We start from the raw sequence: 21,604 nt of genomic DNA, 5'->3' as shown, positions 1-21,604 counted from the left end.
GGCTGTATGTCCGATGTGGTTCGTCAGTGGCGCCCGTCGACTGCGGGCCGAGTGGCCGCCGCCCTCGTGACCGCGATGTACTGGCTGCTGTCCGTCGTAACCATCGCTGTCGCGGTGAACGGCGGGATCTCTGTCCCCTGGCTACTGCTGTGCCTGGTGGTCTTCGCCTGGCCCGCAGCCGAAGGCGTCGGCTACGCGTTCCGGTATCGCATCATCCTGAGTGAAGACGAACTGACCATCGTCGGCCTGCGACAGATCACCCGGCTACCGTTGGCCCTGATCGTGCGCGCCCACACCACGAGCCTCGGAATCGTCTTCGTGTTGAGCGACGGCCGGCGCCGGCGAGCCCGAGGTGTGGAGACAAGCCGCTACCAGCGATGGTCCGGCGACTACACCCGTGCCGACGAACTCATCGACGCGGTGCTGGCCGCAGCCGATCACGCCCGAGACGCCCACGCCGCCCACGAACTCTCCACGCCGGCGGCGACGGACCCACCGCGGAAGGTTGCGTCGGCCAGGCCCCGAGCCGTGCAGTTGACCCTCCTCGCGCTCCTCGCGCTCATGGCGCTCATGGCGCTCAGCCTCGCCCTCATCGTCCACCTCGTCGCCGACGACTTCGGATCGATCAAGAGCACGAGTACGACGAAGCCCCGGTACCACCCCGTGTTCAAACTGGGCGACTGCCTCCAGGACCCGGCAGCACCGGACGACAACCCGCTGGTACCGGTGTCGTGCACGAAGTCGCACACCGCCCAGATCTACGCGATATCGTCCGCCACCGCCTTCAGCGGGTGCGATGACGCCCTACTCGACCAGAGCGCGCTGCCCGGCATCGTCAGCCACGAGACCATGACGCTCAGCCAAAACGGCGTCGGCGTCACGGCCTGCCTCATCGTCACCCAGGCCGTCACCCGATCACTGATAAACCTGCCGCCACCGCCCGGCGGCACTTCAAGTGCCTCGGCCGCCGCGGCCCCGGTTGAAAGTCCTGCGTGAGCCGGCCGCAGCCGGACCAGACTCAGACTCAGACTCATCAGACTCAGGCTCAGCCGGCCGTCAGGCCAGCAGTTTCACGAGCGCGACGACGCCGACGCAGATGATCACGATGCGCAGCGCGATGGGCGGCAGCCTGCGGCCGATGTGCGCGCCGAGTTGCCCGCCGAGGATCGAGCCCGCGGCGATCAGGCCCGCGGCGGCCCAGGCGACGTGCGAGACGCTGATGAAGATGATCGCGGCCACCCCGTTGACCAGCGCGGCCAGGACGTTCTTGGCCCCGTTGATGCGCTGGAGGGTGTCGGTGAAGGCGATGCCGAGCAGGCCGATCAGGATCACGCCCTGAGCCGCGCCGAAATAGCCGCCGTAGACGCCGGTGCCGTACACGAGCAGCCACAGCGCCGGCCCGCCGTGCGCGTTCGCCCGCCCCGCCTGGCCGCGCCCGCCGCGGGCCTCCTGCCGCCGCGCGACCCAGCGGCCGAGCGCGGGCTGAACGACGACCAGCACCAGCGCGACCACGATCAGCGCGGGCACGATCGCCTTGAACGCGCCCGACGGCAGGGTGAGCAGCAGGATCGCGCCGGTGACGCCGCCGAGTACCGAGGCGCTGCCGAGCAGCAGCAGCCGGCCGCGCTGCCCTTGCAGCTCCCTGCGATAGCCGTGCACGCCGCTGAGCACGCCGGGCACCAGGCCGACGGTGTTGGTGATGTTGGCGGTCACCGGCGGGTAGCCGAAGGCGAGCAGGGTCGGGAAGGTGATCAGCGTGCCGGAGCCGACGACGGTGTTGATGGTTCCCGCCGCCAGTCCGGCCGCGAACAGCGCCGCCGCCTCGCCTATCCCATGCGTCACGCGATCAGGGTACCCGTGCGCGTCTACCGCTCATCCGACACGTGCCCCTTACCTGGTGTGTCGCAGGTCAGTCACCGGGCGGGTCGGCCTCACTCGTCCTCGGCGCCGTAAAGCACGTCGGCCGGGGAGAGGCGACGCGGGCGCGGGGCGGCGTGCGCCGCGCGGTCCTTGGGTTCCCGCGCCGGGCCGCCCGCCGCGGGCGCCGTGGGCGCGGCCGAGGGGCGCGGGCCGCCGGGCCGGGCCGGGTCGCCGCCCTCCTCTCCCGCGCCCTCGGCTCCGCCCGGGCCGGGGCCCGGTTCGCCGTTGGCCTGCTGCATGCCCAGGCGCGTGAACGCGCCGCCGATGCCCTCGACCGCCTTGCCCAGCTCGCTGGGCACGATCCAGACCTTGTTGGCCTCGCCCTCGGCGAGCTTCGGCAGCATCTGCAGGTACTGGTAGCTGAGCAGCTTGGAGTCCGCGTCGCCCTCGTGGATGGCCTCGAAGACCTTCTTGATCGCCTGGGCCTCGCCGCCGGCGCGCAGCTCGGCGGCCTTCGCCTCGCCCTCCGCCTTGAGGATCATCGACTGCCGGTCACCCTCGGCGCGCAGGATCTCGGCCTGCTTGACGCCCTCGGCCTGAAGCACCGTGGCGCGCCGCTCGCGCTCGGCGCGCACCTGCTTCTCCATGGCCTCGGTGATGTCGCGGTTGGGCTGGATGGTGCGCAGTTCGACCCGGTTGACCCGGATGCCCCAGGGGCCGGTCGCGGAGTCCAGGGCGTCGCGCAGCTCGGTGTTGACCTCGTCGCGGCTGGTCAGGGTGCGCTCCAGGTCCATGCCGCCGACGATGTTGCGCAGCGTGGTGGACACCAGGTACTCGATCGCCTGAACGTAGTTCTGGATCTCGTAGGTGGCCCGGCGCGGGTCGGTGACCTGGTAGTAGACGACCCAGTCGATGTAGACCAGCAGGTTGTCCTCGGTGATGACTTCCTGCGGGGGGAACGGCACCACCTGTTCGCGCATGTCCACGGTGGCGCGGATGGTGTCGGCGATGGGCACCAGGAAGCGCAGCCCGGGCTCCAGGGTCCGCCGGTAGCGGCCGAAGCGCTCGACGACCTGGGCGCTGGCCTGCGGCACGATCTGCACGGACCGGTACAGGAAGTAGGTGACCGACAACACCACGATCAGCACCACGAGAATCGCGGTGACCACGCTCATCCCTGACCTCCCCTAGTACGGCGACGACACGGGCGCCGCGCCATGGTCGTGTGGCCGCACGTTGAGCCGCAAAAGTTAAAGCACTGACGAGCCCACACGATACTGCGATTATGCCCGTGCTGTCTGCGGGTCAGACCCAACGCGCCGTGCCGATGCGGCTCAACAAGGCGCAGGCGGGGCGCGGGGCGGCGCGTGGTCGGTTCAGCCGACCAGTGCCGTGGCACCGCTGATCTCCAGCACATGGACGACGGCTCCCGGTTCGAATACTGCATCCGGGTCATACGAGCGCGCGCTCCAGGTCTGCCCGCCGAGGTCGATGTGGCCGGAGTGCGCGTCGACCCGCCTGGTGACCAGCGCGTTGGAGCCGACGAGCGCGGCGACGCCGGTGCGTAGCCCGGGCAGCGCCTGGCGGCGCACGACCGCGGGCCGCGCCAGCACGATCAGGCCGAGGCTGACCAGGACGAACACGGGGACCTGGCCGGCCAGCGGCAGGCCGAGCGCGGCCAGACCTGCGGCGACGGCGGCGCCGATCGCGGCCATCAGGCAGGCGAGCGTAGCCGTCGCGTGCTCGGCCAACAGCAGTAAGACGGCTGTGACCATCCACCACACCCATCCCATACCGACCATGATACTGAGCGCGTTCGACTTTGCGCAGTGGGCGACTACGCTCCCACTGCGTGCGGTATGCGGCGAAAACAGCTTTAGTTCAAACTACTGATTATCTCGGCGCCCCGTCACAGGCCGCGCGCGTAGTAGCGGCCGCCGGCGCTCTCGACCGCCAGCTGCATGTTGAAGCATGCTGACAGGTTCTCCGCGGTCAGGGTCAGCGGCACCGGCCCGGCGGCCACGATCCCGCCCTGGCGCAGCATCAGCACGTGCGTGAAACCCGGCGGGATCTCCTCGACGTGGTGGGTGACCAGTATCGTCACCGGCGAGTTCGGGTCCGCGGCGTGATTGGCCAGGCGGCGCACCAGGTCCTCGCGGCCGGCCAGATCGAGCCCGGCGGCCGGCTCGTCGAGCAGCAGCAGCTCCGGATCGGTCATCAGGGCCCTGGCGATCAGGACTCGTTTACGCTCGCCCGAGGAGAGCGTGCCGTAGGTCCGGTCGCTGAACCCTTCCATACCCCACCACGCCAGCAGGTCGTCGGCGCGCGAGGTGTCGACGTTGTCGTACTTCTCGCGCCAGCGGCCCAGCTGCCCGTAGCTGGCGGTCAGCACCGCGTCGCGCACCCGGGCGGTGCGCCCGAGCCGCTGGTCCACGGCGGCGGAGGTCAGGCCGATCCGGGGGCGCAGCTCGAAGACGTCTACCCGGCCGAGGGTTTCGCCGAGGATGGTGGCGGTGCCGCTGCTGGGGTGCAGGTTCCCCCCGGCGATCTGCAGCAGCGTGGTCTTGCCGGCCCCGTTGGGCCCGACCACCACCCAGCGCTCGCCTTCGGCGACCCGCCAGGTGATCGCGCTCAGCAGCTTCTTCCCGTCCCGCACGAGGGAGACGTCGACCAGGTCGAGCACGTCCGTCATGTGGCCAAACCTATAGGGTGCGGATGACGGGCAGGTAGCGTGGGGCCATGCAATCGGAGATCGCCGGGGCGCTCGAAGGGCGCCCGCAGGCCATGGCGCACGACGCGCCGACGCTGCTGGTCACGGTGTTCGGTGCGGATCGGCCCGGGGTGACCGCGGCGTTGTTCGAGCAGATCACCCGGTTCGAGGAGCGCACCGGATATACCGCGCGGGTCGCGGACGTCGAGCAGATCGTGCTGCGCGGGCGCCTGGTGTTCGGCGTACTGGTGACGGCGCCCGAGGACCAGACCGAGTTCCGGATCATGCTGCACCGCTGGGCTTCCGCGTGGAAGCTCGACGTGGAGATCACCGAGGGGCGCGGGGACAACCGGCCGCGCCGGGCCGGGCGCAGCCGGGTGACGGTGCTCGGCTCCCCGCTCACGGCCGCGGCGATGGAGCGCGTCGCGGGCAGTATCGCGCAGGTCGAGGGCAACATCGACCGGATCGTGCGGCTGGCGAAGTACCCGGTGACCGCGATCGAGCTCGATGTGTCCGGGGTGGATCCGGCGCGGCTGCGCGAGCGGCTGGCCGCGGCGGCGGCCGATGCCGGGGTGGACATCGCGGTGCAGCGCTCGGGGCTGGCGCGGCGGGCCAAGCACCTGGTGGTGATGGATGTGGACTCCACGCTGATCCAGGACGAGGTGATAGAACTGCTGGCCCGGCACGCCGGCTGCCTGGAGCAGGTGGAGCGGGTGACCGCGGCGGCGATGCGCGGTGAGCTGGACTTCGCCGGCTCGCTGCACGCGCGGGTCGCGCTGCTCGCGGGACTTCCGCAGTCCGTGTTCGACGAGGTGCGCGGCGAGGTGCGCTACACCCCGGGCGCCAGGACCCTGGTGCGCACGCTCAAGCGACTGGGGTACCAGGTCGGGATCGTCTCCGGCGGGTTCACTCAGATCACTGACACGCTGGCGGCGCAGCTGGGCTTGGACTTCGCCGCGGCCAACACGCTGGAGGTGGCGGACGGGCGGCTGACCGGCCGGGTGGTGGGCGAGGTGATAGACCGGCCGGGCAAGGCTGCCGCGCTGCGCCGTTTCGCCGCGTCCGCGGGGGTGCCGCTGTCGGAGACGGTGGCGATCGGCGACGGCGCGAACGATCTGGACATGCTGGCCGCGGCGGGCCTCGGGGTCGCGTTCAACGCCAAGCCGCTGGTGCGCGCGGCCGCCGACACGGCGGTCAACGTGCCGTTCCTCGACACGATCCTGTTCCTGCTGGGCATTCCGCGTGAAGAGGTCGAGGAGGCGGAGGCGTCGGTGCACGAGACTGGCGAGCCGGGCGAGGGCGAGGGCGAGGGCGACTGACCGAACGGCCTTCGGTTCGTCCGTCGCGCCGCTCCTCAGACTCAGCCCGCGCGGCTCGCGCCGCCCGATCGAGGTCGCCTCCCACCACGCCGCAGGAACACGGATCAAGCCGCAGATCCCGTCCGCCGGCTGCGTCTCAGCTCACGATGTGCAGGGCGGTGTCCAGGAGGCGGTTGCTGAAGCCGGTCTCGTTGTCGTACCAGCCGCAGATCTTCACGTGGCGCGAGTCGATCACCTTGGTCAGACCGGCGTCGAAGATGCACGACGCGCGACTGCCGACGATGTCGCTGGAGACGATCGCAGCTTCGGTGTAGTCGAGGACGCCGCGCAGCGCTCCGTCGGCGGCCGCCGCGTAGACGGCGTTGACCTCGGCGACGTCGGTGTCGCGGGAGACCTCCACAGTCAGATCGGTCAGCGAGCCGACCGGGGTCGGGATCCGCAGCGCGTAGCCGTCCAGCCTGCCCTTGAGGGACGGCAGTACCAGGCCGATCGACTTGGCCGCTCCAGTGCTGGTGGGCACCAGGTTCTGCGCGGCGGCGCGGGCGCGCCGAAGGTCGCGGTGCGGGCCGTCCTGGAGGTTCTGGTCCTGGGTGTACGCGTGCACGGTCAGCATGGTGCCGTGCACGACGCCGAACGCCTCGTCGAGGACCTTCGCCATCGGCGCGAGGCAGTTGGTGGTGCACGAGGCGTTGGAGAGGATCGTGTGCACGGCGGGGTCGAACCGGTCGTGGTTCACACCGTAGGCGATCGTGAGGTCCGCGTTGGAGGCGGGCGCCGAGATGATCACGCGGCGCGCGCCGGCGGTCAGGTGCGCCTCGGCCTTGTCCCGGTCGGTGAACCTACCGGTCGACTCGATGACCACGTCGATGCCGAGCGCGCCCCAGGGCAGCTTCTCCGGCGAGCGCTCCGACAGGACCCTGATTTCGGTTTCGCCGAGCGACATCCGGTCGCCCTCGACCCGCGGGGTCTGCGGAAGGGTGCCGAGGTTGCTGTCGAACTTGAGCAGATGTGCCAGCGTGGCGGCGTCCGCGAGGTCGTTGACGGCGATGATCTCGAGGTCGTCCTCGCGGGCCAGCGCCGCGCGCAGCACGCCCCGGCCGATCCGGCCGAAGCCGTTGATGGCGATTCTTGCGGTCATGGTTCCATGCCTCTTCTCGACGTGGCTGTATCGAATGACTCGGGTTGGACCGGACGGACCGGCGGCGTGTGTTCGGTCTCGCGGTCAGCGGTGGTCGGCGACGATGGATCCGATCCGGTCGCCCAGGGTGGGATCGCGGCGGGTGAGGATCACGGCGTATGCAACCGACAGCAGCAAGAGGATCAGCGCCGCGTAGGGGAACCAGTCGAACGGTGCGGGCTGTCCGGGTTTCACGAGGTAGTACAGCGGTACGGCGATCGCCGCGGAGCCCAGCGCCGGCAACATCAGGTGCCTGACCATCCGGAACTCCTGCGGCCGGTGCCTGCGGTAGTAGAAGGGCAGCGCGACGCTCGACGTCAGGTAGACGAGCAGGATGAGCAGCGTGCCCATCGTCGAAGCCTCCGCGAAGAAGGCGACCGGATCCATCGCGCCGCCGCCGATCACGTGTGCCAGCCCCCAGCCGCCGATCAGCAGGAGGGACACCGCGACGAACGTGTAGATGGCGTACACAGGGGTGCGGCGCACGGGGTGGACGTGCCCGATGAAGGAGGGCAGCAGCCCCTCCCGGCCCGCGTTGAAGATGAGCCGGGCCTGCGAGTTCACCCCGGCGATCAGGCTGCCCACGGTGGAGGTGAGGCCGGCGAAGTAGGCGAAGAAGGCCAGCGCCCCCACGGTGCCGCGGGCCAGCGTCAGGAAGGGGATGTCGGACGCCCCGAGCCGGCTCGCGTCGTAGCCGAACCCGGTCACCGTCGCGTAGGAGAACAGCATGTAGCTCACTGACATCGTCGCGACGGAGAGGAAGACCGCCCGGCCGACGTTGCGCCGCGGGTTGTCGGCCTCCTCGGCCAGCGCGGCGGAGTTCTCCCAGCCGATGAACAGGAAGACCGCCAACGGGAAGCCTTCGGCCAATCCGCTGAACCCGTTGGTGATGTGGCTGGGACGAAACGGCGCGGTGGACAGTTCCGCGCCGTGGCGGGCGATCGCCACGACCGAGATCACGACCATGACCAGGATCTCCACGCCGAAGAACAGACCGGCCGCCTTCGTGGAGACGGCGACTCCGCGCACCATCATCGCCACCGCCGCCGCGGTCAGCACGAGGGTCGGCCAGATCCACGGCACCGCGACGCCGAGGTAGCGCTCCAGCGTCATCGACAGGAAGCCACCGGTGATCGCGATGACGGACGCCATCGCGATGATGTATCCCAGGCCGGTCAGCAGAGCGGTGGTCACGCCCGCGGTGGCCCCGAAGGTGCGGCCGACGAACGTGATGAAGCCCCCGGCGGAGGGCAGCGCCCGGGAGAACTCGGCCAGCATGTGGCCGAGCAGTGCCACCGCGACACCGGCGAGCGCGATGGTCAGCGGCGAGGCGATGCCCGCAGTGGCGGCGAGGAAGCCGAAGCCGAAGTAGAAGCTCATCGCGGGTCCGATGTTCGCCATCGTCGACGCCGCGATATCGACCATTCCCAGCATGCCGCCGCGCAGCCGGTGACTTTCGTGCGCCGGCGGAGCCGCGGCGAGCGCGGTCTGTACCGATGAGCCCGTGCCGAACGTCTCGTCGTACATGGCATCCTCCCGGATATCAGGCTGCTGTCGATGTCGTGCGTGGCAGGGTGTGGAGTCGCACTGCCGGAAATGCCTGCGGACAGCGCAGATGCAGATGCGTGTCCGTGCAGCGGTGACACGCAGGACACCGTGGCGGTGGCGGTGGCGTGGATACGAACACCGGCGCCGTGTTCCGCTCGGCCGCCGTGCGACCGGCGACGCAGCGGAACACGGCCCGGTGCCGCGTCAGCGCCCTGGTGAATCCGATCCGGTTTGTCAGCGGCTCACGGCGGGCGCGCCACTGGACGCGGGCTCGGCCGCGGCCGTGACCGCCGCCGGCTCGGGCGCAGCGACCGGGGTCGCCAGCCGGTGCCGCAGGTAGATGTTGTTGCACAGCAGGGCGGTGGCGGTGAGCCCGGCGCCGACCAACTGGGCGGCGACCGGGACGGCCCCGGTCAGCGCCGTGATGGTGAACGCGGTGATCGGCACGACGTCCATGAAGAGCACGCCGTTGAGCGGGGTGAGGATCTTGTTGCCGATGTTCCAGCACAGCACGCCGCCGAATCCGGCGACCACTCCCATGTAGGCGAGCTCAGGCAGGATCGAGACCACGTCCCCTCCGGTCGGCACGGCGACCGCGTGCCCGACGAGCAGCCCGAGGGTGATCACCATCGCGCTGCCCAGCCCCATCAGCGTGGTCAGCGCGGTGTACCGGTAAGGCGACCAGGTGGGGAAGAACCCCGCACCCGCGGTGTAGATCACCCAGCACAGCGCCGCGAACAGGATCAGCGCCGCCGGGCCGTAGATCTTCGGCTGGTGCAGCAGGCTGAACACGTCGCCCTTCGACACCACGAGCAACACGCCGGTCAGCGACATCAGGATGAACAGCGCGGCCCACTTCGGCGGCGCCACCTTCTTCAGGAACCAGTTGACGAAGAAACCGAGCATCGGCATCGTGGCCATCATGATCGAGGTCACCAGCTCGCCACCGACACCGATCAGCTTCTGTCCGTAGAAGACCAGGAACTGGAACCCGGCGAAACCGGCGGTCCCGAACGCCCAGGCCAGCCACACCCGCTCGCCCGCCAGGCGCAGCGCCGCCGTGCCCTCCAAGCGCACCAGCAGCAACAGGAACATCGCGCCGGCGATCGTGTAGCGCATGCAGGTGAAGGTGAACGGGTCGATGTGCCGCAGCGCGTGGGTCATGATCGGGAACATGCCGCCCCACGACACGGTGGCCGCGATGCACAGCGTGATGCCCAAAGAGCGCTTCGAATTGTCCATTGATTCAGACTTTCGTGAGAACAGCCGGACGGGTGATTTCATTGAGGAAGGCGCCCGACCGCAGCTTCCCGGTCGGGCTGTACGGGATGGCGGGAACCTCCACGGCCTGCACCTGGATGGGCGTGAGCCGGGCGAGCGCCGCCGCGCCCACCACACCCGAGGGGACCGAGCCGTGGGCTCCCTCGGTGAACGCGACGACCAACCGGGGTTCGGTCCCCCGGTTGTCGATCACGACGGCGAGGTCGCCGACGTCGAGGACTGACTTGAGCCAGTTCTCCAGCGATATCGTGTCCACGCCGCGGGCGCACTCGGGGGTGTCCCGGCTGGCGATGAACAGCTCGCCGTCCTCGTTCAGCCGGCCGGTGTCGCTGGTCACCCACCACGTCGTGCCGCCGATCTCGACGGTGGGCGCGGCCTGGGTGGCGAAGCCGTCGGCGAGCATGTAGCCACTGACCGCGACGCGCCCGCAGGTCCCGGTGGGCACCGGGCGGTCGTCGGCGTCGAGGATGGCGATCGCGTTGCCCGGGAACGGCCGTCCGCACGTCTGCGGGTTACGGCTCAGATCACCCCGGGCACTGAGCGTGTTGACCCCGGTCTCCGTGGTGCCGTAGTAGATGTGCAGCACGTCGCCGAAGGCCGCGCCGGTACGCCGGACGACCTGCGGACTGAGGTGCCGGCCACCGGTGATGATCGTGCGCAGGTTCAGCCGCGGCAGGGTCCTGACGACGTCCCCGGCGTAGTCGACCAGGCTCCCGAGCACCGGCGGCACCATGAGGGTGGCCGTCACCCGGTGCTGTTCCAGCAGCTTGAGCAAACGGGCGGGATCGCCGTCCGGGGAGAGCACCACCGGGGCACCCAGGGTGAGGAACACCCGGGCCCACCCGGGCCCGGAGGCGTGGTAGAGCGGGATGCAGTTGAGGTAGACGTCGCTCTCGGTGAATCCGAAGAATTCGACCACGTCCGCGTATCGCCGGGCCTCGAAGGAGGAGGAGCGCAGCACCAGCTTCGGCGCGCCCGAGGTGCCCGAGGTGAATCCGAGGCCCTCGAAGGGCAACTTGATCCAGTCTCGTTCGTCGGCCTCCTCGGCGACGAACCGCGCCCAGCTCGTCCAGCCCGCCGCGTCGTCGCCGGGCTCGTCCAACGCCAGCTTGACGACGGGGTGCCAGTCCGTCTCCCGGGTCAGTTCGAGCGCTTTCGCGACCAGTCCCCGGAACTCGGCGGATGCGACGATCACCGCCGGACGCACCTGGTCCAGGCAGGCCGCCACGTATTCGGGCGGAAGCGTGAAGTCGATCCCCACCGTCGGCAGGCCGATGGTGGCCGCGGCGGCCTGGAGCGCCGGCAGTTCCCATCGGTTGCGGCTGAGGAACACCAGGCGGTCGCGGGAGCCCGTCCGCGCGTCGCGGTCGGCCAGCCGGCGGGAGAGGCAGGTGGCGCCGCGGCCGGCGAGTTCGCCCAGGGCGCTCCAGGTGAGCGTGACCGCGCCGTCGATGACCGCCGGAGCGTCGGGCTTGGTCTCGCTGTGCCGCCGGATCACATCGATCTTAATCATTTCACCCTTCTACAACTATCTAAATATCGAAGTTATCGACAGACGTGCGTAGGTGCAAACGGGCAGATCAGAGGACAGATTCAGGGCCCGGAGCAGCGCAGGAGCGCGGATTCACAGCGCCGGGCCGGTCGGGATCAGACGCTGAACAGTTCGGCGCCGGCGGCCGCGTGCTCGAGCACCGCGCCGGTGGCGGTCGACTCGCCGGGCAGTGCCAGCGGGACCCCCGGCGGATAGGCGATCAGGAACCTGGCACCGGGCCGCGCGGCCCGGCGCGCGCAGAACGAGTCGCTCATGCCGCGCAGCGACGCCAGCAGGCGGGAGACGGTCTCGGGGGTGACCCCGATGTGCATGTTGGCCAGCATCCCGTGGTTCGAGACCCGAGAGAAGTAGAGGCCGTAGTCGCGGAACAGCCGGGAGCGCATCTCCTGCCGGGTGATGCCCAGCTTGAGGGTCGCCTCGGACAGGTCGATGAGCACCTTCGTCGGATCCCAGCTGAGCAGTCCGGTCTCGGCGACGGCCGGTGGTTCGCCGAGGACGAACCCGGACAGACGCGTGTCGTTCTCCAACGCCGTCCTGAGCACTCGGGCCAGTTCCATCGAGCGCTCGACCAGCGCCTCGCCCTCCGACTGGGCCTGGGCGCGGGCCAGGTCGAGGCTGGCCAGGATCGGCAGGCTGGGGCTCGTGCTGTGGTATCGGTACAGGCCTGCCGCCGCCGCGTCGGCCAGTTCCTCCCCGCCGATCACGTGCAGGTAAGACCCTTGGCGAAGCGCCGACATCGACTTGTGCGCCGACTGCGTCACCAGCATCCGCAGCCGTTTCCCGGGCATCTCGGCAAGTACCTGACGCGCCGCGGGCAGTGCGCTCGTGTGCCGGAATCCGGGATGGAAGGCAAGGATCGCCGACCATGCCTCGTCCACCAGGACGGTCAGTTCGTCCACTGAGGTGAGCAGTTCGGTCAGCGTGGCATGCATGTCCACCAGCACGCCGTCGTAGGAGGCCGCCGTGAGCACCACGATGTCGAACGGCTGCCCGGCCTCGGCGGCCGCGCGGAACCGCGCGACCAGGTCTGCGATGTCCGGCAGCGCGTGCCCCTGCTCCGTGCAGCAGGCGCGGGTGCGGCAGTAGGTGACCTGCGAGGCCAAGCGGTCGAGGCCGAAGTGGATCGACTGATGGCAGGTGCGGTCCGCGAGCACCCGCGCGTTGCGGGCGGAGAGCGCGTCCAGCGCGATCTCGTTGGTGACGGTGGTGCCGCAGGTCAGGAAATACGTGTAGTCGGCCCCGAAGGTCTTGGCGGCCAGTCGCTGCGCCTCGGCCAGGCAGGCGCGCGGACGGAAGAACGAGTCGATCATCGTGGCCCCGTACGAGACCTCGGACGAGAGATACGACGATCCGAGCAATGCTTGGTACTTTCCGCGCAGCCGTGAGCCGAGCAGGGAACGTCCGCCCGAGATCGGCAGCGCGTGGAACGACGCCGCGCCGGTCGCGGTCACCCGTTGCACCGCGTCCGCGAACGGTGTCTCAGGCCCGGCGTCTTCTTCGCACGGCGGCGAGGTCCATGAGTGCGCCTCCATGACCAGTCCCCCCACAAGATAGTGTATGGTGGAGCTTACTTCGATGGTTCTAGTTCTCTAGTGCTATCGAAGAGTAACAAGAAAGCTGACGCAGCGTCAAAGAATCGCCGAACGAGTACTGCGTGATCTTCGCAACCGGTCACGAGGCCGACAGCCCGCGAACGACCGGTGCGGGGCCGCAGGTCGCCGCGGCGAACGGACGCCGAACACAGAAACGCAAAGTGCTGACAATGGCTACATATCATCACCCCCCGACCGAGAGCATCGAACTGCATCAGGTGCTCTCCGCCCTCGGAGACGCCACCCGTATCAAGATCTTCACCACCCTGCTCGACGGCCAGGAGCGGACCTGCTCACCTCTGGCGGCCTCACTCGGCATCGCCGACTCGACCCTGACCTACCATCTCAGGATCCTGCGCGAGGCGGGCCTCACCCACACCAGGCCCGAAGGCGTGGCCCGGTGGACCAAACTGCGCACGCAGGACCTGAACAAGCGTTTCCCGGGCCTGATCAAGCTGCTCAGCTCGCTGCTGAGAGCCTGAACGGGCTGTCGCTTCGTCCGTTGGGAACTTACGGCCGGACCGTCTTGCAGGCTGAGCTTCGAGAGCTGCGAGGTACGCCGGTCAGCGCGCCGCTGCGGGCTTGCGGCGTAGGAGCGTGGCCAGGCCGTACGTGCCGAGCAGCCCCACCGCGCAGTATGCGGCGAGGATGAACAGCGGCACGGCGGTGTTCGCGCCGCCGAAGTACGCCGTGGAGCGGATCGCGTCGGTCCCGGCGCCGGGCGGGAAGAAGGCGCCGATCGAGCGCCAGAACGGCGGCAGCAGCGCGCGGGCGTAGGCGCCGCCGGCCGAGGGGTTGCCGAGGATCACGAAGATCAGTACCGCGACGCCGATGCCGAGCACCCCGAGCGCGATCTGCAGCGCCATGGTCAGCGTCCCCGCCCCGAAGACGACCAGCGCGCCGATGAGCGCGAGCGGCCAGAAGCCGCCGGGCAGCGCGCCGAGTTCGCGCTGCACCAGCCAGGCGCCGACCGCTGCGGCGGCGCACGCGGACAGGGCGAGCGCGGTCAGGCGCACCACGGCGCGGGTCGGGGTGGCCGGGCGCGCCCCGGCGCTGACGCCGAGGATGGCGGCGATCAGGTAGCCGGTGACGGTCCAGCCGATCGCGAGGTAGAAGCAGGACAGGCCGCCGTTGTCCTGCGCGGCGACCGGGACGAGGTCGCGTACCGTGACCGTGCGCTGCTGTCTGGCTTCGGCTGCCTCGACGACGCGGGTGACCGCGGTGGAGATGGACGGGCCGGCGGCGGAGGCGATGTACAGCGTGTCGGTGGTCGCGGCCGGGTCCACGACGAGTGCGCCGGTGCTGCTGCGGTCGGCGACGCGGGCGCGCGCGGTGCCCGCGTCGGGGATCAGGCGGGGGCTGAGCGGCGTTCCGGGGAGCGCGCCGAGGCTGACGGCCAGTCGGGACTGCTCGGCGGGCGCGGCGACCACGTCGAAGGGCAGGTTCCTGGGTGCGGGGTGGTGCAGGGCGCCGACGTAGGAGAGTACGAAGCCGAGGCCGAGGCACAGGGTGGCCAGGACCAGAAGCGCAGAACGCGGCCGGACGGCGTCTCTGATCTGCGGCCACACATCATCCCTGGAATCGGTCGCGGCCGCGGAGGCGGTGGCGGGTCCGCGTGCGCCGCGCCGGGCAGCCTGGCCGGCGAACTCGCGGGATTCAGCGGGCTCGGTGTGGCCGTCGTTTTCGCGCTCGTCGCGTTCCGTCATGCTGCCATTGTGGGTGTGCCGCGCTCCTATCGCGCGGGGGGTTGGCCACATGGTGCGGTCCGACGCGGACGGACGTGCGGGTCGCCGGCCGGCCGCGCAATCCGTTCGACGCGGGTCGGCGCGGGTTGCGAGGATGACGGTATGTCAGCGGGGGTCGCCCGGGTTCCGGTCGGGGCGGACGGTACCGCGTGGTTCAAGGCGAATCCGCCCGGGTCCGCGTTCGAACCGGGTCTGCTCGGCGCACTGAGCCGCTTGGCGCCGCACATGGTGCCGCCGCCGCTCGCCGTGGACACGCGACGCGCCTGGATGTTGTCCATGGACGCTGGTTCGCGCTTGGGCGAACTGTTGCGGCGCGACGCTGATCCGGCGCACCTGACCGTGCTGTTGCGGCGCTATGCGCACTTGCAGCTGGAGCTCGCCGCGCGCCCGGAGGAGTTGCTCGCGCTCGGCCTGCCGGATCTGCGCCCCGCCGTGTTGCCGGAGCGATTGGCGGCGCTGCTCGACGATCCGGCGGTGCGCGCCGCGCTCCGGCCCGGGCAGGTCCGGGCGCTGCGTGATTTCGCTCCCGTGCTGGCGCGGCGGTGCCGGCAGTTGGAGGGTTTCGGGTTCGCCGCGTCGCTGGATCACGGTGATCTGCACCCGAACAACGTGTTCGGGTGCGCGGACGGCGCGTTGGCGTTCGACTGGGGTGACGCCTCGCTGACCCACCCGTTCAGTTCGCTGCTGGTGCTGTTACGTGCCGGCGGGCGGTTCTTCGGCGCCGAGGGCCTTGCCGCGTTGCGTTCGGCGTATCTGGAGCCGTGGCTTGAGGCCGGGTACGGCCCCGGGGAGGTGCGGCGCGCGGCGGATCTCGCGGTCCGGCTCGCTCCGGTGGCGCGGGCGATGGCGTGGGGCCGGGTCTTCGCGTGTTTCACCGACGCCGACGAGCCCAACGCGAATCAGGCGCGGCGGCTGCTACACCTGCTGGCCGCCGGCCCTCTCGACGAGGTGCCCGAGCAGGCGTACCGCGCCGAAGCGTGATCCGTTCGCGCGGCCTGGTCCCTCAACCGGTCGCGCCGTGCACGTGCAACACCGGTCGGCTGCGCGTCACCCGTTGTGCGCGCCCCAGATCGCGACCACGACCAGGACGGCGAAGATCACGGCCATGCCGAGCGCGACGTACAGCGCCTGACGGCGTCCCGCTGCGCGGCTGCTTTCCCGCCAATCACGCGGCGGCCATTCCTCCTGCGGCTGCCGCGCATCCTGCGGGAGCGCGTCGCGCGGAGTCCCTGTCTCGCTCATACGGCCAGTGTTACATCCGGTACCCGGACCGCAGGTGCCGGGGGGGTGGGCCGGCGACCCGGGGTGCGCGCGGGCCGGCCAGGCGCGCGGCGGCAGGGGTCGTCAGTCCGCGTCCTCGGCGAGTTCTTCGAGTACGGGCAGGGCGGCGACGAGGGTCGCGTACCGCTGTGGGGCCAGCCGTGCGACGCGCTCGGTCAGCATCGCGGTGCGTTCGGTTCGGATCTTCTCCAGAAGCACGCGCGCGGCGGGGGTGACCACGATGTGGCTGGAGCGGCCGTCCTCGGGGTCGGGGATCTTGCGCACCAGTCCGGCTTCGGCCAGCCCGCTGACGGTGCGGGTCATCGAGGGGGCGGCGACCTTCTCGCGCGCGGCCAGTTCGCCCTGGCGGATCGGTCCGTGCTTCTCCACCGTGACCAGGGCGGAGATCTGGGCGAATGTCAGCTCGCTGGTGGAGCGTTGGGCCAGTCTGCGGTGCAGGCGGCCGACGGCGACGCGCAGGCGGGCGATGTCCTGCGGATCGGGGTGTGTGGTCATCGTCACACTCTAGCCCTGACCCGGGCGCTGCGCGGCGGTCGGATCGCCTTGGCCGGCGCGCCGACCAGCCTCATCGCGATCGTACGCCGGAACGCGGCGGGTCGATCCCGCGCGGCGATACGGGCGCTGCGGCGGGAGGCGCGGCTTCCGGCGGCCGACGGCCCATGAGCTGGCCCGCGCCGAGTCAACAAACCGTCAAGTTCCACCCATTGCCGTTTAACTTCCGCGCCGAGGTGGCCGCGGACCGGTGACAGGTCTTGTCATCCTCTTATATGTTCTTCCGCCAAGAGCCAGACCGTTGCGAATGGGGAGGTCGGATCCGCCCGTGGGCTCGCACAGCAAGCCGAAGGGCCGCGAGGACTACCAGCACAGCAAGGCTCTGACTCGAGCCGGCACCGAGCAGCCGTGGACCAGGCGCTATCCAGCGATCACGCTCGCCGCTCTGGCCGGTACCGTGGTCGGGGCCCCTGGCGGTGTCGCGGCGGCGATGGCGTTCTCGGGTTCCGCGTCGGATGCCGTGTCGGAGGGCACTTCGGTTGTCGCGGCCGCTCCGGCGATGCCGCTGGCGCCGTTGATGGCCGCTGCGCCGGCGAGCCCGTCGCCGTCGGCCTCGGCGTCGGCGAAGCCCTCCCCGAAGGCCACGAAGACCGCGCCGCCGAGCCCTTACGCGCACACGACGTTGGCACAGTTGGAGCCGACGTCGATTTACGGAGCGCAGAGCACATTCACGCCGAGTGCGACGCAATGGGCCAACGCGCGGGCCATCGTGAAGGTGGCCGAGCAGCGCAAGATGCCGCTTTACGCTGCCGTGGTCGCGACGGCCACCGCGATCCAGGAGTCGCAGCTGATCAACTTGACCGAGGCGACGAACGCCGACTCGCTGGGCTTGTTCCAGCAGCGCCCGTCGCAGGGCTGGGGCACGGCAGCGCAGATCACCGATCCCTACTATGCGACGAATGCGTTTCTCGCGGCGCTTGACGTGTATGCGCCGCATTACATGACGATTTATCTGTGGCAGGCGGCGCAGGCGGTTCAGCGTTCAGGTTTCCCGACCGCGTATGCGCAGTGGGAGACGCAGGCCGCGCGCATGGTGCTCGCGATCGTCAACGGGACCGCGCCGCATTAGCGGTGTTCGGCGGTTGCGTCGGTTTTGGGCATTCCCCTTTGGTGGTCGGGCCGCTCACGCGCTCTGGTTGCGTGAGCGCCGATGCACGGAAGGTGGTCACTGTGCAGTTGACGCCCTGTCAGGCGATCGGGAACGCAGGCAGAGCGCGTTGCGTAACCAAGTACTTGTCATTAAGTGAGCGTCAGGCCGCGGCCGCGCGGTGTGCTGTGGCGCTGCGCGACCGAACCATGGCGTAGGGCGAGCGAATCACATCAAACGGTCCGCTGCGCAATGAAAATCTGACCAACGTGGTGACAACGCTCGGGGTGTTCTCGTAGGGTCATGCCCGTGCGCTTGGCAAGCGCCGTCGAAGACGGCACCGGCGCACCCGCCGAGTCCACGTGATGGCGTGCCGGCCGGCCGGCCGCAGCGGACCGGGTTTCGTAATACGCGAAGTCCGGCGAGTGTGCGACGGTGCAGGTCGGCGCGCTGTGGAGCCGGGGACCCATTCGCGTCATCGCCGTGTGACGCAAGTCCCTGGGGTGAATCGGTGCATAGTGTGTTGTTGTCATGAGTGGCTTTTTGCCGCCGTGACGCGATGCGTGTCGCACTGTAGGGCGTTAATACTCCCCCGCCCGAACCCGTCAGCTAACCCGGTAGGCGGCTGGAGGAGAGGCTCTGCATACCGCCATGGGCGCGCACCGTAAACCGAAGTCCCGACCTACCGCGTTGACCGCTGTCGTCACCGCGGCGATTGTTGTTCCGACCGGCACTGCCGCCGCGGCCTCGTATGGCGCTTTCGGCAGTTCTTCGCCGCGCGTTGTCGAGGGCGGTTCGGCGTCTGCGAGTGCTCTGGCCGCGCAGGACGCGCATTCGGCTGCTCTCGCGGCTGTGCGTACGCCGGTGCGTGGCGGCATTGTCGTCAGCGGGCCGATCACGAGCACGTCGGCTGCCGCGAGTCCTTCCGCTCTGGCGCGGACATCGGCGCGGGCGTCCGCGCCGATGTCCGCGCCGACGTCCGCGTCGAGATCCGCGTCGGCTTCGGTCTCCGCGTCGGCTTCGGCGTCGGCGAGCGCCGCGAAGAGAACAGCGGCGGTGAGCGCACCTGTCAGTTCTGCGGCGCGACCGGCGTCGAGCGCTCCGAAGCCGGACCCGTACGCGAACGTCACGATCGCGAGTCTTGAGCCGACCGGGTTGTATGGCGCTCAGCAGTACTTCACTCCGAACAGTTCGCAGTGGGCGAACGCGAGGACGATCGTCGCGGTGACGAAGCAGCGCGGGATGCCGCTTTACGCGGCGGTGATCGCGGTGGCGACGGCGATGCAGGAGTCGTCGTTGATCAATTTGACGAGGGCGACGAACGCGGACTCGTTGGGCTTGTTCCAGCAGCGTCCGTCGATGGGGTGGGGCACGCCGGCGCAGTTGACCGATCCGGTGTACGCGACGAACGCGTTCCTGTCTGCTTTGAAGTCGTATGCGCCGAATTACCGGAGTGAAGCGTTGTGGAGGGCGGCGCAGGCGGTACAGAGGTCCGGTTTCCCGACGGCGTACGCGCAGTGGGAGGCTCAGGCGGCGCGGATGGTTCAGGCGTTGATAGCGAATGGCAGCGTGTAGTCGGCGGCGGATGGCCGGGTGGGCGCCTGGCCGGGTTCGGCTCGGGCGCCCGTCCCGGTTGTGGTTTGACGGCCGGCGCGCCGAGTTGGTCGAGTCGTGCCGGGTGTGGACGGATGCGAGCCGTGTGGCGCAGTGCGCCGCGCAGCGGACTGCGTCGCAGCGCAGGGCGGCGCGTGATGACGTACGCGTACAGCTGTCGCGATCGCAGGTCTCTGATAGCGCAGCCGGGCTACTTCCTGCGGCGTTGTGCGACTACGGCTGTTGCTGAGGCCAGGGCGGCTGGCCTTGCTGCGGGTGTCCGCGTGGCGCTGACGGCGGTGTGTACGGTGTGCCCTGCGGCGGGTACTGCGCTGGGTATTGCGACGGGTGTTGCCCGCCGCTACTTGGCTGTTGGTAGGGGTTGGGGGGCGGGGTTGGGTACTGCTGCGGCTGGCCGGGTTGTGCGTAGTGTCCGCCGGGTGTGGGTGTCGGCGGGTAGTAGCCGTTTCCGCCTCCTCCGCCGCCGCCTCCCGCGCCGCCTGAGCCGTTGTTGTTTCTGCCTCGTGTGATGAGGAAAACGATGACGCCGATCAGTACGAGTACGCCGATGCCGAGCCCTGCGTAGAGGCCGATGTTCGACGACTTGCCGGCGGAGGCTGCTGAGGTGGGGGCGCTGGCTGCGGTTGGGCCGCTGGCGCTGTTGTTGGGTGCGGGTGCGGTGGTCGTGGTGGTGACGGCGGAGGAGGCGGGTCCGCCGAGGGGGTTGCTTGTGTCGGTGGGTGCGGCTGCGCCGAGTGCCTTGAGCGGGTCGATGACGCCGTATCCGACGTGGTCGTCTATGCGCTGTCCGGTGCCCTGGACGGTGTTGCCGATGATGACGCGGATGACTTGGCCAGCGGTCCAGTCCGGGTGCTTGCCGATGATGAGCGCCGCCTCGGCGGACACCCATGGGGCGGCGAGAGATGAACCGCTGGCTGTGTCGTAGTTCCCGCCGCGCGCTGGCTCCTCAATATCGACGCCTGGCGCTGCGACCGTCACATCGTTGCCATAGTGCGAATACTTGTCCATGTGACCAGACTGATCGATCGCAGACACGTCGATTACACCCGGATGGTCAGCAGGACAGCTAGCTGTATTTGTGGTGTTTCCGTCGTTTCCCGCCGCAGCAACAACGACTACATTTTTGGACAATGCGTAGTCAAGGGAAGACGCTAAGTCTCGCGTGCAGGGACCCAACGTGCCGCCCGAAATATTAATTACACGCGCGTTGTGGTCAACTGCATATCGGATAGCTGCGGCACTGGATGTTGCAGTTGCCTTTTCGGCGCCGTCAACGAGCGGCAAGATCTTTGCTTCGGTCGCAAGTCCGTACAGACCTTGTGGGTTTTTTGGATCACCATGTGCGTGTGCCGCGACCATGGCCGCGACGTCCGTCCCGTGATAATCGCTAGACCGGTCGTTCGTGTCCGATGACGGATTTGAAGGAACCGAGAAGTTGAGTCCAGATAGCAGCGAGCCTTGCAGATCCGGTTGCGTTGGATCGACGCCGGAGTCGACGACCGCGACGATCACGCCACTACCGCGCGCTTGGTATTGACTTCGGATCTTCGTGACCTGGAATTGGCTCAGCGCCCATTCCTTGTCATAAACCGGGTTTGTCGTCGCGTGGGCAGGCGTGACCGTCAGCGCGGTAAGAGCAATCGTGCCGGTTGCCGTAAGCATCGCCACTGTCCGGCCATACAGGCCACGGCGACTATCCCGAACCATGCACCACTCCCCACGTTCGCCCAACTCAGAGCCACTCCGTATCCGTGACAGGCTACAGACAGCCGCCGGACAATGACACCTTCGTGCCATGTCAGTGCCACGGCACGAAGGCAGCGTGCTACTCGATGACTCCACCGGGAGGCGCTGCCTGTTTGTCGCCATACCAGTAGTCCGGGTCCTGGCGAAGGAATCCGGCACGATTACCGCGTTCGTCACCCTTACCGCCCGCGCCTCGCGCCCCACCGGCGCCCATCATGCCCTGCTGGCCCTGGGCTCCGGCGCCTGCGCCACCTTCGCCTTCCGCACCAGCGCCGGCACCGGCCGCTGCGCCTGATCCGTATCGGCTGCCGGCTCCGGCGGTTCCGCCCTCGGCTCCTACAGCTCCAGCGCCAACGCCGGAGCCTTCGCCGGCGCCGAGCGTGGTCCCACCCTTGCCCGATCCGTACTTCCCTGAGCCGAATCCGCCACCTAGGCCGCCTGCTCCACCAGCTCCTGCGCCGAACTCGGCTCCGCCGCCGCCGGCTCCACCAGCTCCGGCACCGAGTCGACCACCAGCGAGACCGCCGGCCCCCCCAAGCC

21 protein-coding genes and 1 riboswitch are annotated in these 21,604 nt (G+C 69.4%); of the genes, 7 read left to right on the top strand and 14 right to left on the bottom strand.

Translation table 11 applies throughout. The features are described from left to right. Nucleotides 1–996: hypothetical protein (locus KGA66_RS22140; RefSeq protein WP_211470168.1), on the top strand; the 996-nt coding region annotated here is incomplete at its 5' end. A gap of 60 nt (nt 997–1,056) precedes the next feature. On the opposite strand, the gene KGA66_RS22135 is transcribed toward KGA66_RS22140, so the two are convergent. From KGA66_RS22135 to KGA66_RS22120, 4 genes are all read right to left on the bottom strand, one after another. Further along, the gene (locus KGA66_RS22135) at nt 1,057–1,842 is read right to left on the bottom strand and encodes a sulfite exporter TauE/SafE family protein (RefSeq protein WP_312887031.1); all 786 of its coding nucleotides are present in this window, start codon (nt 1,840–1,842) and stop codon (nt 1,057–1,059) included. Between the two features lie 89 nt (nt 1,843–1,931). After that, complete coding sequence (locus tag KGA66_RS22130; protein WP_211470166.1) at nt 1,932–3,035, bottom strand: SPFH domain-containing protein; 1,104 nt, start codon at nt 3,033–3,035, stop codon at nt 1,932–1,934. A gap of 201 nt (nt 3,036–3,236) precedes the next feature. Then, entirely contained in the window at nt 3,237–3,653 is a 417-nt protein-coding gene (locus KGA66_RS22125; RefSeq protein WP_211470164.1) for an NfeD family protein, read from the bottom strand. Between the two features lie 116 nt (nt 3,654–3,769). Then, complete coding sequence (locus KGA66_RS22120; protein WP_211470162.1) at nt 3,770–4,552, bottom strand: ABC transporter ATP-binding protein; 783 nt, start codon at nt 4,550–4,552, stop codon at nt 3,770–3,772. A 47-nt stretch (nt 4,553–4,599) separates the two neighbouring features. Here KGA66_RS22120 and serB point away from each other — a divergent pair, with 47 nt between their 5' ends. Continuing rightward, on the top strand, nt 4,600–5,889 hold the full coding sequence (serB, locus tag KGA66_RS22115; protein WP_246508274.1) for a phosphoserine phosphatase SerB: 1,290 nt from the start codon (nt 4,600–4,602) through the stop codon (nt 5,887–5,889). Between the two features lie 136 nt (nt 5,890–6,025). Here the strand turns inward: serB and gap are convergent, their stop codons facing one another. From gap to KGA66_RS22090, 5 genes are all read right to left on the bottom strand, one after another. Then, nucleotides 6,026–7,027: a type I glyceraldehyde-3-phosphate dehydrogenase gene (gene gap / locus KGA66_RS22110; RefSeq protein WP_211470160.1), complete on the bottom strand. Its 1,002-nt coding sequence runs from the start codon at nt 7,025–7,027 to the stop codon at nt 6,026–6,028. 84 nt (nt 7,028–7,111) lie between these two features. Then, a complete protein-coding gene (locus tag KGA66_RS22105; RefSeq protein WP_369015936.1) occupies nt 7,112–8,500 on the bottom strand; it encodes an APC family permease in 1,389 nt (462 codons plus the stop codon). A 348-nt stretch (nt 8,501–8,848) separates the two neighbouring features. Beyond that, entirely contained in the window at nt 8,849–9,856 is a 1,008-nt protein-coding gene (locus tag KGA66_RS22100; RefSeq protein WP_211470156.1) for a DMT family transporter, read from the bottom strand. A gap of 4 nt (nt 9,857–9,860) precedes the next feature. Beyond that, entirely contained in the window at nt 9,861–11,408 is a 1,548-nt protein-coding gene (locus KGA66_RS22095) for a class I adenylate-forming enzyme family protein (protein WP_211470154.1), read from the bottom strand. Nucleotides 11,409–11,542: 134 nt separating this feature from the next. After that, the gene (locus tag KGA66_RS22090; RefSeq protein WP_211470152.1) at nt 11,543–12,979 is read right to left on the bottom strand and encodes an aminotransferase class I/II-fold pyridoxal phosphate-dependent enzyme; all 1,437 of its coding nucleotides are present in this window, start codon (nt 12,977–12,979) and stop codon (nt 11,543–11,545) included. A 230-nt stretch (nt 12,980–13,209) separates the two neighbouring features. On the opposite strand from KGA66_RS22090, the gene KGA66_RS22085 reads away from it, so the two are divergent. Next, the gene (locus KGA66_RS22085) at nt 13,210–13,521 is read left to right on the top strand and encodes an ArsR/SmtB family transcription factor (RefSeq protein ID WP_211470150.1); all 312 of its coding nucleotides are present in this window, start codon (nt 13,210–13,212) and stop codon (nt 13,519–13,521) included. A gap of 81 nt (nt 13,522–13,602) precedes the next feature. Here KGA66_RS22085 and KGA66_RS22080 read toward each other — a convergent pair whose 3' ends face one another. Then, nucleotides 13,603–14,745: an ABC transporter permease gene (locus KGA66_RS22080; protein ID WP_211470148.1), complete on the bottom strand. Its 1,143-nt coding sequence runs from the start codon at nt 14,743–14,745 to the stop codon at nt 13,603–13,605. Between the two features lie 141 nt (nt 14,746–14,886). Here KGA66_RS22080 and KGA66_RS22075 point away from each other — a divergent pair, with 141 nt between their 5' ends. After that, nucleotides 14,887–15,765 carry a phosphotransferase gene (locus tag KGA66_RS22075; protein ID WP_211470147.1) on the top strand — a complete coding sequence of 293 codons (879 nt, stop codon included), beginning with the start codon at nt 14,887–14,889 and terminating at the stop codon, nt 15,763–15,765. Between the two features lie 66 nt (nt 15,766–15,831). Here KGA66_RS22075 and KGA66_RS22070 read toward each other — a convergent pair whose 3' ends face one another. Both KGA66_RS22070 and KGA66_RS22065 read right to left on the bottom strand, forming a co-directional pair. Continuing rightward, entirely contained in the window at nt 15,832–16,026 is a 195-nt protein-coding gene (locus KGA66_RS22070) for a hypothetical protein (protein WP_211470145.1), read from the bottom strand. A 102-nt stretch (nt 16,027–16,128) separates the two neighbouring features. After that, nucleotides 16,129–16,560 carry a MarR family winged helix-turn-helix transcriptional regulator gene (locus KGA66_RS22065; RefSeq protein WP_211470143.1) on the bottom strand — a complete coding sequence of 144 codons (432 nt, stop codon included), beginning with the start codon at nt 16,558–16,560 and terminating at the stop codon, nt 16,129–16,131. Between the two features lie 325 nt (nt 16,561–16,885). On the opposite strand from KGA66_RS22065, the gene KGA66_RS22060 reads away from it, so the two are divergent. Further along, nucleotides 16,886–17,686 carry a hypothetical protein gene (locus tag KGA66_RS22060; protein ID WP_211470141.1) on the top strand — a complete coding sequence of 267 codons (801 nt, stop codon included), beginning with the start codon at nt 16,886–16,888 and terminating at the stop codon, nt 17,684–17,686. 418 nt (nt 17,687–18,104) lie between these two features. Continuing rightward, a riboswitch (cyclic di-AMP (ydaO/yuaA leader) is annotated at nt 18,105–18,343 on the top strand. Here the strand turns inward: KGA66_RS22060 and KGA66_RS22055 are convergent. Beyond that, nucleotides 18,310–18,834 carry a hypothetical protein gene (locus KGA66_RS22055; protein WP_211470139.1) on the bottom strand — a complete coding sequence of 175 codons (525 nt, stop codon included), beginning with the start codon at nt 18,832–18,834 and terminating at the stop codon, nt 18,310–18,312. (Overlaps the previous riboswitch by 34 nt.) A gap of 94 nt (nt 18,835–18,928) precedes the next feature. On the opposite strand from KGA66_RS22055, the gene KGA66_RS22050 reads away from it, so the two are divergent. Then, a complete protein-coding gene (locus KGA66_RS22050; RefSeq protein WP_211470137.1) occupies nt 18,929–19,279 on the top strand; it encodes a hypothetical protein in 351 nt (116 codons plus the stop codon). Nucleotides 19,280–19,531: 252 nt separating this feature from the next. Here the strand turns inward: KGA66_RS22050 and KGA66_RS22045 are convergent, their stop codons facing one another. Further along, the gene (locus KGA66_RS22045; protein ID WP_246508276.1) at nt 19,532–20,980 is read right to left on the bottom strand and encodes a S8 family peptidase; all 1,449 of its coding nucleotides are present in this window, start codon (nt 20,978–20,980) and stop codon (nt 19,532–19,534) included. Between the two features lie 133 nt (nt 20,981–21,113). Here KGA66_RS22045 and KGA66_RS22040 point away from each other — a divergent pair, with 133 nt between their 5' ends. Beyond that, entirely contained in the window at nt 21,114–21,359 is a 246-nt protein-coding gene (locus KGA66_RS22040; protein ID WP_211470133.1) for a hypothetical protein, read from the top strand. Nucleotides 21,360–21,604 lie beyond the last annotated feature (245 nt).

It is taken from the genome of Actinocrinis puniceicyclus, from assembly GCF_018283645.1.
Taxonomy (GTDB): Bacteria; Actinomycetota; Actinomycetes; order Streptomycetales; family Catenulisporaceae; genus Actinocrinis; species Actinocrinis puniceicyclus.
The sequence above is the reverse complement of the archived record's forward strand: the minus strand, read 5'-3'. Positions and strand labels throughout refer to the sequence as shown.

Bases quoted from the DNA above. Each gene is read 5' to 3' on its own strand.
- KGA66_RS22095 (WP_211470154.1), bottom strand. From the start codon at position 11,408: ATGATTAAGATCGATGTGATCCGGCGGCACAGCGAGACCAAGCCCGAC.
- KGA66_RS22100 (WP_211470156.1), bottom strand. From the start codon at position 9,856: ATGGACAATTCGAAGCGCTCTTTGGGCATCACGCTGTGCATCGCGGCC.
- gap (WP_211470160.1), bottom strand. From the start codon at position 7,027: ATGACCGCAAGAATCGCCATCAACGGCTTCGGCCGGATCGGCCGGGGC.
- KGA66_RS22130 (WP_211470166.1), bottom strand. From the start codon at position 3,035: ATGAGCGTGGTCACCGCGATTCTCGTGGTGCTGATCGTGGTGTTGTCG.
- KGA66_RS22040 (WP_211470133.1), top strand. From the start codon at position 21,114: ATGTCAGTGCCACGGCACGAAGGCAGCGTGCTACTCGATGACTCCACC.
- KGA66_RS22065 (WP_211470143.1), bottom strand. From the start codon at position 16,560: ATGACCACACACCCCGATCCGCAGGACATCGCCCGCCTGCGCGTCGCC.
- serB (WP_246508274.1), top strand. From the start codon at position 4,600: ATGCAATCGGAGATCGCCGGGGCGCTCGAAGGGCGCCCGCAGGCCATG.
- KGA66_RS22070 (WP_211470145.1), bottom strand. From the start codon at position 16,026: ATGAGCGAGACAGGGACTCCGCGCGACGCGCTCCCGCAGGATGCGCGG.
- KGA66_RS22085 (WP_211470150.1), top strand. From the start codon at position 13,210: ATGGCTACATATCATCACCCCCCGACCGAGAGCATCGAACTGCATCAG.
- KGA66_RS22080 (WP_211470148.1), bottom strand. From the start codon at position 14,745: ATGACGGAACGCGACGAGCGCGAAAACGACGGCCACACCGAGCCCGCT.
- KGA66_RS22045 (WP_246508276.1), bottom strand. From the start codon at position 20,980: ATGCTTACGGCAACCGGCACGATTGCTCTTACCGCGCTGACGGTCACG.
- KGA66_RS22105 (WP_369015936.1), bottom strand. From the start codon at position 8,500: ATGCTGGGAATGGTCGATATCGCGGCGTCGACGATGGCGAACATCGGA.
- KGA66_RS22125 (WP_211470164.1), bottom strand. From the start codon at position 3,653: ATGGGATGGGTGTGGTGGATGGTCACAGCCGTCTTACTGCTGTTGGCC.
- KGA66_RS22075 (WP_211470147.1), top strand. From the start codon at position 14,887: ATGTCAGCGGGGGTCGCCCGGGTTCCGGTCGGGGCGGACGGTACCGCG.
- KGA66_RS22120 (WP_211470162.1), bottom strand. From the start codon at position 4,552: ATGACGGACGTGCTCGACCTGGTCGACGTCTCCCTCGTGCGGGACGGG.
- KGA66_RS22090 (WP_211470152.1), bottom strand. From the start codon at position 12,979: ATGGAGGCGCACTCATGGACCTCGCCGCCGTGCGAAGAAGACGCCGGG.